The sequence below is a fragment of the Arthrobacter sp. FW306-06-A genome, from assembly GCF_021870055.1.
Taxonomy (GTDB): Bacteria; Actinomycetota; Actinomycetes; order Actinomycetales; family Micrococcaceae; genus Arthrobacter.
Genome location: NZ_CP084554.1, coordinates 40,838 through 54,047, shown reverse-complemented (window position 1 = coordinate 54,047; position 13,210 = coordinate 40,838). Strand labels below are relative to the sequence as shown.

The 13,210-nt window shown below is 64.6% G+C and carries 15 protein-coding genes and 1 riboswitch; of the genes, 7 read left to right on the top strand and 8 right to left on the bottom strand.

What is annotated here, in order from left to right:
* Positions 1-402 precede the first annotated feature (402 nt).
* The 8 genes from LFT49_RS22070 to LFT49_RS22035 all read right to left on the bottom strand — a co-directional run bounded on the left by LFT49_RS22070 (position 403) and on the right by LFT49_RS22035 (position 7,143).
* Entirely contained in the window at positions 403-741 is a 339-nt protein-coding gene (locus tag LFT49_RS22070; RefSeq protein ID WP_237430718.1) for a YnfA family protein, read from the bottom strand.
* 133 nt (positions 742-874) lie between these two features.
* Positions 875-1,357, bottom strand: a complete 483-nt coding sequence (locus LFT49_RS22065) for a GNAT family N-acetyltransferase (protein WP_434738956.1) — start codon at positions 1,355-1,357, stop codon at positions 875-877.
* A complete protein-coding gene (locus LFT49_RS22060; protein WP_237430717.1) occupies positions 1,354-1,734 on the bottom strand; it encodes an ArsR/SmtB family transcription factor in 381 nt (126 codons plus the stop codon). The genes LFT49_RS22065 and LFT49_RS22060 overlap by 4 nt, the downstream gene beginning before the upstream one ends.
* Positions 1,691-2,122, bottom strand: a complete 432-nt coding sequence (locus LFT49_RS22055) for a hypothetical protein (RefSeq protein ID WP_237430716.1) — start codon at positions 2,120-2,122, stop codon at positions 1,691-1,693. Before LFT49_RS22055 ends, LFT49_RS22060 begins: the two co-directional genes overlap by 44 nt.
* 657 nt (positions 2,123-2,779) lie before the next feature.
* Positions 2,780-5,281, bottom strand: coding sequence for a heavy metal translocating P-type ATPase (locus tag LFT49_RS22050; RefSeq protein WP_237430715.1), 2,502 nt, complete (start codon positions 5,279-5,281; stop codon positions 2,780-2,782).
* A 65-nt stretch (positions 5,282-5,346) separates the two neighbouring features.
* Positions 5,347-5,679 carry a TFIIB-type zinc ribbon-containing protein gene (locus tag LFT49_RS22045; protein WP_237430714.1) on the bottom strand — a complete coding sequence of 111 codons (333 nt, stop codon included), beginning with the start codon at positions 5,677-5,679 and terminating at the stop codon, positions 5,347-5,349.
* Positions 5,676-6,119 carry an ArsR/SmtB family transcription factor gene (locus LFT49_RS22040; RefSeq protein WP_237430713.1) on the bottom strand — a complete coding sequence of 148 codons (444 nt, stop codon included), beginning with the start codon at positions 6,117-6,119 and terminating at the stop codon, positions 5,676-5,678. Before LFT49_RS22040 ends, LFT49_RS22045 begins: the two co-directional genes overlap by 4 nt.
* A 304-nt stretch (positions 6,120-6,423) precedes the next feature.
* On the bottom strand, positions 6,424-7,143 hold the full coding sequence (locus LFT49_RS22035; protein WP_237430712.1) for a ZIP family metal transporter: 720 nt from the start codon (positions 7,141-7,143) through the stop codon (positions 6,424-6,426).
* Positions 7,144-7,397: 254 nt separating this feature from the next.
* Between LFT49_RS22035 and LFT49_RS22030 the strand changes: the two genes are divergently transcribed.
* The 7 genes from LFT49_RS22030 (at position 7,398) to LFT49_RS22000 (ending at position 13,179) form a co-directional block, all read left to right on the top strand.
* On the top strand, positions 7,398-7,799 hold the full coding sequence (locus LFT49_RS22030; protein WP_237430711.1) for an ArsR/SmtB family transcription factor: 402 nt from the start codon (positions 7,398-7,400) through the stop codon (positions 7,797-7,799).
* On the top strand, positions 7,796-9,748 hold the full coding sequence (locus LFT49_RS22025) for a heavy metal translocating P-type ATPase (protein ID WP_237430710.1): 1,953 nt from the start codon (positions 7,796-7,798) through the stop codon (positions 9,746-9,748). Before LFT49_RS22030 ends, LFT49_RS22025 begins: the two co-directional genes overlap by 4 nt.
* Before the next feature lie 47 nt (positions 9,749-9,795).
* Positions 9,796-10,272, top strand: coding sequence for a signal peptidase II (gene lspA, locus LFT49_RS22020; RefSeq protein WP_237430771.1), 477 nt, complete (start codon positions 9,796-9,798; stop codon positions 10,270-10,272).
* Positions 10,273-10,616: 344 nt separating this feature from the next.
* A riboswitch (cyclic di-AMP (ydaO/yuaA leader) is annotated at positions 10,617-10,814 on the top strand.
* A 3-nt stretch (positions 10,815-10,817) separates the two neighbouring features.
* On the top strand, positions 10,818-11,597 hold the full coding sequence (locus LFT49_RS22015; protein WP_237430709.1) for an NlpC/P60 family protein: 780 nt from the start codon (positions 10,818-10,820) through the stop codon (positions 11,595-11,597).
* 362 nt (positions 11,598-11,959) lie between these two features.
* The gene (locus LFT49_RS22010) at positions 11,960-12,199 is read left to right on the top strand and encodes a DUF3188 domain-containing protein (RefSeq protein ID WP_236803137.1); all 240 of its coding nucleotides are present in this window, start codon (positions 11,960-11,962) and stop codon (positions 12,197-12,199) included.
* Between the two features lie 133 nt (positions 12,200-12,332).
* The gene (locus LFT49_RS22005) at positions 12,333-12,506 is read left to right on the top strand and encodes a hypothetical protein (RefSeq protein ID WP_307311603.1); all 174 of its coding nucleotides are present in this window, start codon (positions 12,333-12,335) and stop codon (positions 12,504-12,506) included.
* A 361-nt stretch (positions 12,507-12,867) separates the two neighbouring features.
* Complete coding sequence (locus tag LFT49_RS22000; RefSeq protein ID WP_237430708.1) at positions 12,868-13,179, top strand: hypothetical protein; 312 nt, start codon at positions 12,868-12,870, stop codon at positions 13,177-13,179.
* Positions 13,180-13,210: the final 31 nt, after the last annotated feature.

The window sequence follows — 13,210 nt, the reverse complement described above, 5'->3', positions numbered from 1 at the left end:
AGCCCTGAGGATAGCTCCCTTCGCAGCAGTAGCGGTGGATAACCCATCAGGATTGTCCCCGAGTGTGGGCAGCGGAACCAATTGTCCAGACGGTTTCTGGACAATTGGGCAACAGGCTGTTGCCCAATTGCGTCCCTGCCCCGCGCAAGCTCCTCAGCGGGGCTGGCTGTCAGATTTGAATCTAAGACAGAAGGGTTGGGGAGTGTAAGAACCGCTCTGAAGACCCTATTCTGACGCCCTTTTTTCTTGCTGCTGACGTCAGGTTGGGGTGTGCTTCAACAGGACGCGGAATCAGGCAGGTAGTGTTGTGCTTTCTGCGCCCAGAGCGCGATGGAACAGTTCCACGCAGCAATGCTGCCGGGGCAGTGGGATAACTTTCAACTCGTAGGTCGGATTTGTAGTTCAGCCTGCGTTTCGGGGCGCGAACATGATCACGGCTACCCCGAGCAGGCAGATCGCCGAGCCGGCAACATCCCACCTGTCGGGTCGGAAACCGTCAAAGGCCATGCCCCACAGCAGTGACCCGGCTACGAACACCCCGCCGTAGGCGGCTAGTATTCGGCCGAAGTGCGCGTCCGGCTGCAATGTCGCTGCGAAACCGTAAATACCGAGGGCGATGACGCCCAGTCCGGCCCACCACCAGTCCTTGCCTTCCCGGACGGACTGCCAGACCAGCCAGGCGCCGCCGATCTCGGCGGCGGCGGCAAGAATGAACAGCAGGGTGGTCTTCGCGATAGTCACAGGGTTCATCATTGCAGCCGCGCGGCCATGCGGATTAGCGGTACGGGCGGCCAAGCTGAGTTGCCGGTAGTGGAAGTCGAAGTGCTTGGCGGGTCTTTAGATGCTGGTTGAGCGGCGTTCGACCAGGAGGGTGTCACGCCACTGCCCGTTCAGTGGACCGTGGGCCATCCGGGCGATGCGTTGCCGGCGTCCGACGATGGAGAAAGTGGAGTCTGAGGCTGGCTTCGTTCTCGGGGAAGACGCTGGCCTGGATAGTCCCGATGCCATGGCTCTCGGTGGACTTGATAAGCGTTTCAAGGAGGGCTTTGCCAATGCCCATACCCATACCGCGGGCAGCAGCGGCTATGTACACGAAGTGTTCGACCACGCCGGAGTACGCGGGGCGGGCTGAGGCGGCGGAGGCAGCAGCCCACCCGAAGAATTGGTCTTCCCGCGTTGCGGCGACAAACCGATGGCCGGGAAGCCAGGAAGTGTCGAACCGGTCCCAGTCGGGTGCAACGGAGTCGAAGGTGGCTTGGCCGGTGTCGATTCCCGCCTGGTATATGTCCCGGACGTCCGGCCAATCCTCCCGGAACATGGGGCGAACGGAGGCGCCCGTCGGAACTGGTGGGGTCACAGGGTCTCCAGCAGTCCTGCGGTGCGCTCGAGGGCGCCGGGGACGAGTGAGAAGTAGGCCCAGGTTCCGCGTTTTTCGCGGTGCAGCAGGCCGGCGTCGACGAGGATCTTCAGGTGGTGGGAAACGGTCGGCTGGGTGAGATCCAGTGGATCGGTGAGGTCGCAGACGCAGGCTTCGCCGCCTTGGGCGCCTTTGACGATGGACAGCAGCCGCAGCCGGTTCGGGTCGGCAAGGGCTTTGAAGACCGCCGCCCTGTCGTTCGCCTCGGCAGCGCCCAGGCTGGGCGCTGCCGGCGGGCAGCAGCCGGTGCGGGAACCGCTTTGACCTGGCCCTCTACCTGGGAGCGGCCAGCTGGTAGGCGTAGAGGAGGGGAGCATCCACACTGGACGTACGTAGTTCCAGCATGCCCGGGTCGGTAACGCTGACTTTGGTTGTCTCCTTGGCGCCATTGCAGGCCGCTCCGAGTTCCACCAGGTCATTGCCCCCGGAGCGCACCGTCAGGAAGGCCTTGCCGACGCCTTCGCAGACCAGAGTCAAAATGTAGCTGCCTGACTCTACGTCTTTCCGCTGAACCACAGGTTGCCGATCGAGAATTCGGCCTGCGTCTGCCGCTACGACTCCTGGGTCAGAGGGGAGCGTAGTGGCCTGCCATGTCGGTACGTCACCCGCCGATACCGGGGTGGCGCAGCCGGAGACGGCCGCCAGGACAACGATGGTGGCCGCACAGGAAAGGACACGCAGAAACTGGGAAGAAAAGTGGGGCATCCCTCCAATTTACCCGGCGCTCGACTCCGGAATGGATCGACCGGTTTATGAGGCCGGTGCCGGTGCCGACTCTCGGTTAAGTGACAGCGCGTGGCAGATGTCGTGATCTTCGGCCCGTAATTCTCGATCCGGTGGGAGGACTGCCTGAAAACAAATACGGCGAGTTTCTAGTTCGGGTTGGCAGCAAGAATGAGGTGATGGAGGGGACCTGCGTTGCAGCGCGACCAAGGTGCGCGAGGACGTCGGGCGGGTCCACGCCGGCAACGAACTTTCCCCGACATATCCCAGTAGGACAAGACACGACCATCTAGTCCAAAAGTTTGGGTGATGGTCGGGAATCAGTACGCCATCCCCCGCGCCGGGCAACGACTGGCCAGAAATGATGAGGGACTGCGCCAAGGAGTTCCATACCTGCCTGACGGCCTCAAGCCGGCAGGGGCGTTTAGCCATCAGGGGCGTCTAACGTGCCTACCGCGGCCAGAGTGATAACCAACAGGGCATTCCACCAGGCGGGGTCGCGGGAAATCTCCCGGAGATAGGACAGTATCTGCAGCCACCGCTTGCAGGCGCAGCCTGCCAGGGCCCATCTATCGCCGTCCATCGACCGGGTTCCCATGCTAAAGGCCTAGTCAGGGGTCGGTGATGGTGAGGCTTCTATTAGGTTTTGGGTTCGCGGTAGGCCAGGAGGCGGAGGGCGTTGGCGACGACGAGCAGGGTTGATCCTTCGTGGATCAGGACCGCCAAGCCAATGCCGATGGCCCCGGTGATCGTTGCCGGGATCAGGATCGCGACGACGCCGAGGCTGGCCCAAAGGTTCTGCCGGATGATTCGGCTGGATTGCCGGCTAAGATTCACGGCGAAGGGGAGCCGTTTCAGGTCATCTCCCATAAGCGCGACGTCGGCGGTTTCCATGGCGACGTCCGAGCCGGCGGCGCCCATCGCGATCCCGACAGTGGCGTTGGCCATGGCCGGTGCATCGTTGACGCCGTCACCGACCATCGCGACCTTATTTTCCCGGCCCCGCAGCTCGACTACGGCTTTGACTTTGTCCTCGGGGAGCAGGTCGCCGCGGGCCTCATCGAGCCCGAGCTTCCCGGCCACAGCACCGGCGACGGTCTGGTTGTCACCCGAGAGCATGATCATGTGCCGTATACCGGCCTGGCGCAGCTGTGTGATAACTGTTGCTGCGGAGTCCCGGGGAGTGTCCATCAGGCCCAGGACCCCCAGGTACCTGGACCCCCGGCGCACTACCATGGTGGTCCGTCCCCCGGCCTCGAGCCGGGCAGTGGAGTCCAGGATGTCCTTGGTCAACGGCGACCCGTCGGTTTCGGTGAAGAGCTGCTGCTTGCCAATGTGGATCTGTTCGCCGTCGATCAGGGCGCTGACCCCGCGGCCGGTGATGCTGGTGACAGCCCCGGCGGTGAGCGGCGGTGTGCCGTCCAGCCGGGCGCGTGCCGCCGTCACGATGGCCGAGGCCAGCGGGTGGTCGCTTTGGGATTCGACGGCGAGTGCGACGGATAGCAACTCGGATTCCTTCACCCCCGCCGCGGGTTCCACGTCAGTCATTTCGGGTTTGCCCTCCGTAAGAGTCCCGGTCTTGTCGAAGGCGATCGCGCTCAGCGTGCCCAGGTTCTCCAGAGGTCCCCCGCCTTTGATGAGCAGGCCGCCGCGGGCTGCCCGGGCCAACCCGGACAGGACGGCGCTGGGGGTGGAGATTGCCAGCGCGCACGGGCTGGCGGCGACCAGGACGGCCATGGCCCGATAGAGCGTGGCGGAGAACGGTTCCTCGATGACGAGGCCGGCGAAGAGCAGGGCGAGGACGAGGATCAGCACGGCGGGGACGAATACGCGCTGAAAGCGGTCCGTGAAGCGCTGCGTGGGCGAAATTTGGGCCTGGGCTTCGCTGACCATCCGCACCACGCGGGCGAGCGTTGAGTCCTTAGACAGCCGTGTCACCTCGATCTCCAGGACGCCGGGACCATTGACCGTTCCGGCATAGATCCGGCTTTCGGCCGGGATGTCGGCCTCCTTCCGGGACGCCTCTTGCCCAATGGGGGTCTTGTCAACTGGGATGCTTTCCCCGGTAACCGCCGACTGGTCCACACTGCTCTGCCCGACGGTTACGTAACCGTCCGAGGGAATGCGGGTGTTGGGTTTAATGATGACGGTGTCGCCGATCCGCAATTCCCCGACCGGGATCTCCTGCTCAGCACCGGCGCGTCTGACCAGTGCGGTGTCCGGGGCGAGTTCGGCCAGGGCCTGGATGGCGCGCCGGGCCCGGCCCATGGCATAGCTTTCCAGGGCGTGGCCGATACTGAACAGAGCCAGCAGCAGGGCGCCTTCGGCCAGGTCCCCGAGCACCGCGGCCCCGGCGGCTGCGACCAGCATCAGGAAATCGATCTCGAACCGTTTGGCCATCACCGTCTGGATGGCTTCCTTCAGGGTGTAGTAGCCGCCGAAGAAATACGCGGCGATATACAGCGCCGTGGAAACTACGTCCGGAACCGCAGAGCTGAGCCCCAGGAGGAACCCCGTCGCCAGGGTCAGGGCACACAGGACCGCGAAGATCAGCTCGCTTCGCTCACTAAAGATCCCGCCGTGTTTGTGATCATGTTCTTCTTGCTTTTCGTGCCTGCGGTCATGCGCGTCCGCTTCTGGCAGGCCAGCTTCGACGGCACCTGCATGGCGTGCCTCGGAGAGATAGAGCCGGCCTGCGCGCGGTGGTGTTCCAAAGCGTGCCAGAAGGTCCAAAACCGCCTTCTCCGAGGTCCGGTCCGTGAGGTATTCAACCGTAACGGAGCCGGTGGCGGAGACGTGGGCCTCCGCCACCCCGTCCAGCTCGCGCAGCCGCTGTTCGAGCAGTTGCGCCCGGGCGGACCTGGAGATGCCGTCCACATCAAGGCTGAGGTGGCCGAAGTCGCTGTCCACCCGGGCGCCCAGGGACACGGCCAGTTCGCGGATCCGGCCCAGGCTGATGAGACCGGGTTCGAAATGCACACACAGCTGCGCCGCTTCGGCGCCGTCCGGGCGCTTGACATGGGCATCGATAACGCCCTGCCGGGCCTGCAGGCCCTCGGTCAGACTGCGCACGCAGGCGTCCTGTTCATCCAGCGCCTCGGGCAAAACAGTCTTCAGGTCAAGCTGGGTGTCGATCGCCACGCGTGCTCACTTCTCATAGTCAGGGCCGGTCAGGTTGAGGGGTGCTGGTGCAGGGGCTTCGGGGTTCAGCCGAACAGATCCCCGAGGAACCCCCCGCGCTTGCGGCGGTCGTGCCGGTCACCATGACCACTGTGGTGACCGTCCCGCCGGTCCGCATAGGGAGACTGGCCGTAGGGGGGCTGCGGAGTCTGGGCATAGGGGGGCTGTGTCATTCCGGGTGCGGCGTTCCGGGCAGCGTAGAACGCGGCTTCAGCATCCATCAGGGACTCCAGTTCACCGCGGTCCAGGAAGATTCCGCGGCACCCTGTGCATTGATCGATGATGACCCCGTTGCGTTCGTAGGGACGCATCTCTGATTCGCATTTAGGGCAAGTAAGAGGGGCAGGCGAGGCGTTCATGTGGGCTCCTGACGAGTGGGGTCGATAGGGGAAGAGACTGCGGTGACTGCGGGGGAGTGCCCGGCGTGGGTGATCGCCAGGTCCAGCAACATCCGAACGTGGTTGTCGCCGAGACGGTAAAACACGACCCGGCCAGCGCGGCGGGTTTCCACGACTCGGTGCGCGCGCATGAGTCGAAGAGCTTGACTCACTGAGGATTCGCTGAGCCCGGCCACCGAGGCGAGGTCATGCACGCATACCTCCCCGGCCTCCAGCAGCGTGGCGAGGATCCGCACCCGGCCGGGATCTCCCATCAACCGGAACACCGCGGCAACCCGCTCAACATCCTCGCCTGGGGGCAGTGCCTCCCGAAGAAACTCAATGCGGGCAGAGGCACGATCGTTGTCCCGATATCCGGGCAGGGCATCCGGATCGGTAATGGAACGTAATCGACGACTCATCTGAACAGATTATCATTTGTTCAGATATTGACGCCGCGAGTCATTCACCAGTTTTCAGTCTTGGTGCTGCCGTCCGAACCGCCAGGATGTCAGAACAGCAGGCGGGGCATGGCGCAGTACTATCTGTTGCGTGTGACGGCTGGTGTGATTGCGGCGCCTTTATGGCTCCCCGAGCCCCTGTTTCCGTCAAAGCATCTACGTCCTCGACCGTGAATCCTCCCTGGACGTCGGTGAAAGGATGGGGGAGATGGCCCGAGGGGGATTTCACTAAAGCGTCAAGGAATGCAGGCTTTGAGGCGGCTCTTTACAGTGCCCCCAGGATGTAGATGACGAGGAACCCGAGGAAGAACATGGAACCCAAAAACACCGTTTCTTCCTGTTCATGCGCTTCAGTCAGCAGTTCCTCCACCGTGAGATACAAAAGAGCGGCAGCACCAAAGGCGAGAACAAGGGCCAGTAGGGGCGCGCCGGCACCACCGAGGAAGATAGCACCGCCTATCGCACCGACGGCCGTCAGGAGTCCAAGTCCGCTGCTGGTTGCCGCTGCACGGACGTTGGATATGCCAATTTCCTTGAGCTCTACTGTCAAAGACAGTGCCAGGAACAGGATTTCGATGGTGAGGGCGATGGTGAGGATAAGCGCCTCCCTGGCACCCAGAACAGTCCCCAGCCCCACGAGTAAACCGTCCAGCAGCAGATCGATTCCGACGGCGGCCAGCAGGCCTGTCGGCAGTGTCCCGGACGCCGGGGACTTTCTGTCCATTTTTCGGCCCAGGGCGCCTAACGCCAGCATGACAGCTGCGCCTGCGGCAAAACCGGCGGCCGCGAACCCGAGGTTTCCTTCTGCCCGCAGGTCCGGTAGTACTTCTCCGGCCAATGCTGCCAGGACCACGCCCGCCGCGAAGTGTTGAATCGCACTGGAGAGTTTTGGCCCCGGGGGCTTTAGGACAGCGATGACCGACCCCAGGGCCGCCGCGGCGACCGGGAACGCGACCAGCACCAGCGTTTGGGCGGAAAGACTCACACTGTCAACACCTTTCAAACCACGCCTTGCTTTAGGCAACCCAGAGGACATGTGCCCTACCCGCCCAGTGCAGGCGGTCTTTTGCTGCCTCACGCTACCGCCAGCGCCCTACCGGAGTCACGGCAAATGTTTCGATATTTGAACCTCACCCCGCTCGGGACTCCGGACGGCGTGCCCGAAGCCCTCCGTCAGGTTCCGAAGGACGAGAAAACCCATATCGAGTTCCCATCGTTTTAATCGGATATCATCGCTGCATGACGATACAAATGGCTGGTTCGGGGGATGCTTGCGGTGGGCTTGAACCCGCAGCGGCTTTGTTTCATTCGTTAAGCGATCCGACGCGGTTGAACATCGTGAAGCGAATGGCCGCCGGCGAGATCCGGGTGGGGGATCTGGCGGGGGAGCTGGGGCTTGCCCAGTCCACCGTGTCCGCCCATGTGGCGTGTCTGCGCGATTGTGGCCTGGTCCAGGGCCGCGCGCAGGGCCGCAGCGTCCATTACTCGCTGTCGCGCCCCGAGTTGATGGACATGCTTGCCCAGGCCGAGATCCTGCTTGCCACCACCGGCAACGCGGTCAGCCTGTGCCCGAACTACGGCACCGGAAGCACCGGCGCCGTACTGACAAACGTGGAACTGACGAAGGAGAACGCCCGATGAGCGATGCCTGCGGCTGCAGCGACGACAAGCCCGAAACCGCGGCCGAAGAGGCCGAGGAAGCTGTCGGCTTCTGGCAGATCAACGAGATCCGGGCCGCCGCGATCTCGGGTGTGCTGCTCGTGGCCGTCTGGGCCCTGTCCCTGACCGGGGGCCCGGACTGGCTGCGCCTGGTCCTGGAAATCGGGGCGCTGCTGGTCGCGGCGTGGACCTTTGTTCCCTCCACCCTGCGCCGCCTGGTCAAGGGCAGGATCGGCGTCGGGACCCTGATGACGATCGCCGCCGTCGGCGCCGTCGCCCTTGGCGAGTTCGAGGAAGCGGCGATGCTCGCCTTCCTCTACTCCATTTCCGAAGGGTTGGAGGAATACTCGCTGGCCAAAACCCGGCGCGGCTTGCGGGCCCTGCTGGACCTCGTCCCGGCCGAAGCGACAGTCCTTCGCGGCGGAACGGAGGTCACCGTTGACCCGGCCGAGCTCGTTCCGGGGGACCGGATGGTCGTCCGCCCGGGCGAACGGCTGGCCACCGACGGCCGGATCATCACCGGCCGCACCTCCCTGGACACCTCGGCCCTGACCGGTGAATCCGTGCCGGTGGAGGCCGGTCCCGGCAGCGAGGTCTACGCCGGGTCCATCAACGGCACCGGGCCGCTGGAAGTCGAAGTCACCAGCACCGCGGAGAACAACTCCCTGGCCCGCATCGTGCACATCGTCGAGGCCGAACAGTCCCGCAAGGGACCCGGGCAGCGCCTGGCGGACAACATCGCCAGCAAGCTCGTCCCCGGCATCCTGATCGCCGCGGCCCTGATCATCGCCTTCGGCTTCATCGTCGGAGAGCCGCTGCTGTGGTTCGAACGCGCCCTGGTCGTCCTCGTGGCCGCATCGCCGTGCGCTTTGGCGATCTCCGTCCCGGTCACCGTTGTCGCCTCCGTCGGCGCCGCCAGCCGCATCGGCGTGCTGATCAAGGGCGGCGGCGCACTGGAAACCCTCGGCAAGATCCGCACCATCGCCCTGGACAAGACCGGCACCCTGACCCGGAACAAGCCCGAAGTCATCGATGTCGCCGCCGCCGGGACCACTACCCGCGAAGACGTTCTTGCCCTCGCAGCCGGGCTGGAGGCCCGCATCGAACACCCCCTGGCCCGAGCCATCCTCGCCGCATCCCCGGCCAGGGCCGACGTGACCGACGTGGACACCGTCCCCGGCGCCGGCCTGGAAGGCCGCTTCGAAGGCAAGACCGTCCGGCTGGGCCGCCCCGGCTGGATCAACGCCGGCGCCCTTGCCGGGGATGTCGAGCGGATGCAAACGGCAGGCGCCACCGCCGTCCTGATCGAATCCGCCGGCGAAGTCATTGGTGCCGTGGCAGTCCGTGACGAACTGCGCCCCGAAGCCCGGGACGTCATCGCCCGGCTGACCGCCTCCGGGTACACCACGGCCATGCTCACCGGTGATAACGCGATCACCGCCGCGGCCCTGGGCAAGGACGCAGGCATCACCGAAGTCCACGCCGACCTCCGCCCGGAAGACAAGGCCGAGATCATCCGGACCCTGAAGTCCCGCCAGCCCACCGCCATGGTCGGTGACGGCGTCAACGACGCCCCGGCCCTGGCCACCGCCGACACCGGTATTGCCATGGGCGCCATGGGCACCGACGTCGCCATTGAAACCGCCGACATCGCCCTGATGGGCGAGGACCTGAACCACCTGCCCCAGGTCCTGGACCACGCCCGCCGGACCCGGTCCATCATGCTGCAGAACGTGGGCCTGTCCCTGCTGCTGATCGCAATCCTGATCCCGCTGGCACTGGTCGGCGCCCTGGGACTGGCTGCGGTCGTCCTGATCCACGAACTCGCCGAAATCGTGGTGATCGGCAACGGCGTCCGCGCCGGCCGGATCAGCCGCAAGACAGCACTCCGGGCGGCCAAACCCGCGCCGGCACTGGAACCTGCCGCGTGAGCGTCCCGTCACCGGCAGATCCGGCAGATCCGGCAAGGACACCACCAATTGGCGCCAAAGCATGGCGGGTAAAAATTGGCCTGCTCGTCTCGGCCGCCGTGCTCGGGGTGGCCGACCTGGTTATCAAGGCCTTGGCCGAGGAACTGCTCTCCAACGGTGCCACGGTCGATCTGGGCCTGGTGAACCTGAAACTGCTGTACAACACCGGGGTCGCTTTCAGCCTCGGGGCTAACCTCGCCCCGTGGCTGGTCATTGCCGCGACCGCCATCATCGTCCTGGCCATGGCCTGGTACGCAGTGTCCACCGCCCCCGCCATGCCGGCGCTCTCCCGGGCGGGTGCGGCGATGGTGGTTGGCGGCGGTGCCGGGAACCTTGTGGACCGGATGGACGGGCGCGGCGTCGTGGACTACCTGCACAGCGGCTGGTTTCCCACCTTCAACCTCGCCGACGTGTTCGTCACCGTCGGCGTAGGGCTGTACGTGCTGGGCAGCCTGCTGGGATCCCGCGAACAGGAAAAGGCGTAACCAGCTGCAGTCCGGACACGGGCCTCCTGACGCTGGAAGTGACTTGCTCATCCTGGCCACGACGGCCGTATTAGCAGCGACCAACATCGATGACATTGCTTCCATGCTTTTCCGGTCCTTGAAAATGAAGGATCGATGGGCGCTGGGATTGAACGGCTGTGGAAGGCAGTGCAGGCACCGGCGGGGTCTGACCAGGTCACTGACGACATCCCCGAAAATACCCCCGCGTATCTGCCGGGTGCCAAGCAGGTTGTTACCACAGTCAGGGCGTTACGCAAATGTGACAAATGGGGCTTTTGTGACATAGGGTCTGACCGTGCCGGTTTCTCCGAATACGGCACTCCCGAGCAGACTTGCCTAACTCTGCCGCTGCCAGGGATCCGTTCGTAAAATTCGTCCGGCAGAGACGGGGAACCCAGAGTTGGCCCGCTTCGAGCAGGCCTTGGGGTGAAGCCGTGCCTGGTGCCTTTCGTGCACCACCGCGGCCGGGTGTCTCCCATCCGAATCCGACAGCTAACCTCGCAGGCAGTGGGAGAGGCCCTTTCATGCCCATGCGCAAAACTCACGGCCGCCACCGCGCGGTCTCCGTCCAGACCAGCGCCATCGCCGTGCTGTCCCAATCCGTCGCCGCAAACGCCGGCACCGCAGGCCGCCAGGCAGCCGTCCTCGCAGCAGCCTCCGGCCTCGTCCTGACCGGTGGCATCACCGCCGCCCAGGCAGCAGACACCCCGGCCCAGCGCGACGCCGAGCCGGCATCCACCCTCGAAGTCGCAGGCCAGGCCCAGACCCCGCTGACCGCCGACGCCACGATCCAGATCACCTTCGAGCGTCCCGCAGTGGAAACCACGCCTGCACCCGTCGTGGAAGCACCCAAGCCAGTCGCCGCCGAAGCGCCCAAAGCCACGGTCCCCGTGGGCGCTGCCACTGTGAAGCCAGCCGCTGCGCCCGCCAAGGCCCAGGTCACCGTCACCCCTGCCGCGCCGGCGCCCGCGCCGGCCGCGGGCGGGATCAACGCCATCATGCTGTCCTCCGCCTACGCCCAGATCGGTATGATCCAGGACTGCACACGGCTGGTCGAAAACGCCCTCAACGCTGCCGGCATCCCCGTCGGCGACCTCGGCCCGATGCAGTTCATGAACTACGGCACCGTCGTCACCGACCCCCAGCCCGGCGACATGGTCATGCAGCCCGGCCACGTAGGAATCTACGTCGGCAACGGCCAAGTCCTCAGCTCCGGCCTGAACGGCAAGAACGAAACAGCGGTCCACCCCCTGACCTGGATGACCTCCAAAGGCGCCGTGACCTTCGTGCGCGCAGGCAAATAAAACCACTGAAGGCCGGTGATTCAATGCCTTGGGGGCAATGAATCACCGGCCTTCAGCATGCCCTCGCACACTGGACCCTCTGTCGAGGGTCGAGTACCCTGCCTCTTACTCCGGTCCGGCGCCTCAAAACCTCTGCACCCTCACACCAAGGGACCGGAGACGCCGGAAGGTCCCGCCGAAGCCTGTTGTGCTGAGGTGCAACCGTACAGCCGAAGGCTCGCCCGTTTCCACGGACAGGCCCCGTGGCTGTTGAACCCTCCAGAGGAGTTCCGGCGAGAACGGCAAGACGTACTGCGGGCGCCAACCCCCTGCGTGGCGGCACGTGAAAAGGTGGGCATGGCTTTTCCGCATATGCTGGATGGGTGCTAAACGAGTTTTGGGCCACCGCACCTGCATCGTACAAAGCGGTTGTTTTCAGTGCCATGGCCCTGATTGCGCTGGGAATCGCGATTAACATTTTTGGCCAGACCGCCAAAAATGAGGCCCTGTCGTTTGCATCGCTGGCTGTCATAGGCGCGGGACTGCTGCTTCACGCTGCAGGGGTTGTCATCCGCGGACATCAGGTCCAGAAACGCCTTCGAAATTCTTCAAGAAAAGGATGACCCAGTGCAGAACGCTTTCGTCGCGGCTGGCCTGCAGGCCCTAAGCACGATGCCTACTCCCGGTCCCGGAACTGACGGGCTGAGGCCCGGTTTGAGTCCCGATCAGGTATCACCGGGATTTCTCGGGTTTCTGATGACCGCGTTTATGGTCATAGCCGTCGTGATGCTCATGGTGTCCATGACCCGGCGGATCCGCCGGGTTCGCTACCAGGCGCAGGTCCGTCTGCCAGGGCAGGACAGTCCGGACGCAGCGGATACGAACCTTGCCACCGCCGGTGAGCCGCAAGCCGGCAAGCCCACACCCTAACGAAACTTCCGGGGCCCTGTCGAGTGGTTCGCCAATATGTTCCAGCACCAGCCACGTGCATTGACGCAGTGGCTGACCTGCACGGACCTGGTGGACGCGCGAGTCCATTCATCCATTCCTGTACAGTCGTGAGGAGCCTCATCGCGCCCCACGGATGCTGTCCCGCCCCCGGGCCAGTCCTGACGATGATTCAAGGAACCGTATGACCGCTGAAAATACAATGGCCGAGGGTCCTCATCGGCCGGCCGCGCCGTCCCGGGCATCGGGTATGCCGCTTGGTTGCCGGCGTTTGTTGATGGTTGGCGGTATCTGCGTTCCAATCGGCCTCGTTGCCGGACCATTTTTGCTGCCTGCTCAACTGTTGGCCGTCGCGGGAATTGTCCTGCTGGCTGTTGCGTTGTCCCACGGGCCCGGTGAACGCTGGTTTTGGCGCTGGTCGTTGGCTGTCGCCGCGGCTGGTGGCCTGTGGCTGGCCGCTACGGCGGCGTACTACATCACGATCATGGTCGCCGCTGAGGCGTCTGCCCCGTTGCCGGTTTTCGCGCAGGGACTCTTTACTGCCGGGGCGGTGTCCGTTGCGGTCATGGCGGTCGCAGCCCTGACCGCGGCGCTGTTGAGGATGCTGGCGAATCGCCGGAAAGCCCGGGAAGCGGGAGCGTCTGTCCGGTCGTAGGCCGTTCCTGGGTTCTTTCCGGTGCTCCCGC

Bases quoted from the DNA above. Each gene is read 5' to 3' on its own strand.
- LFT49_RS22025 (WP_237430710.1), top strand. From the start codon at position 7,796: ATGAGCGATGCCTGCGGCTGCAGCGACGACAAGCCCGAAACCGCGGCC.
- LFT49_RS22015 (WP_237430709.1), top strand. From the start codon at position 10,818: ATGCCCATGCGCAAAACTCACGGCCGCCACCGCGCGGTCTCCGTCCAG.
- LFT49_RS22005 (WP_307311603.1), top strand. From the start codon at position 12,333: ATGACCGCGTTTATGGTCATAGCCGTCGTGATGCTCATGGTGTCCATG.
- LFT49_RS22045 (WP_237430714.1), bottom strand. From the start codon at position 5,679: ATGAACGCCTCGCCTGCCCCTCTTACTTGCCCTAAATGCGAATCAGAG.
- LFT49_RS22060 (WP_237430717.1), bottom strand. From the start codon at position 1,734: ATGCTCCCCTCCTCTACGCCTACCAGCTGGCCGCTCCCAGGTAGAGGG.
- LFT49_RS22030 (WP_237430711.1), top strand. From the start codon at position 7,398: ATGACGATACAAATGGCTGGTTCGGGGGATGCTTGCGGTGGGCTTGAA.
- LFT49_RS22040 (WP_237430713.1), bottom strand. From the start codon at position 6,119: ATGAGTCGTCGATTACGTTCCATTACCGATCCGGATGCCCTGCCCGGA.
- LFT49_RS22055 (WP_237430716.1), bottom strand. From the start codon at position 2,122: ATGCCCCACTTTTCTTCCCAGTTTCTGCGTGTCCTTTCCTGTGCGGCC.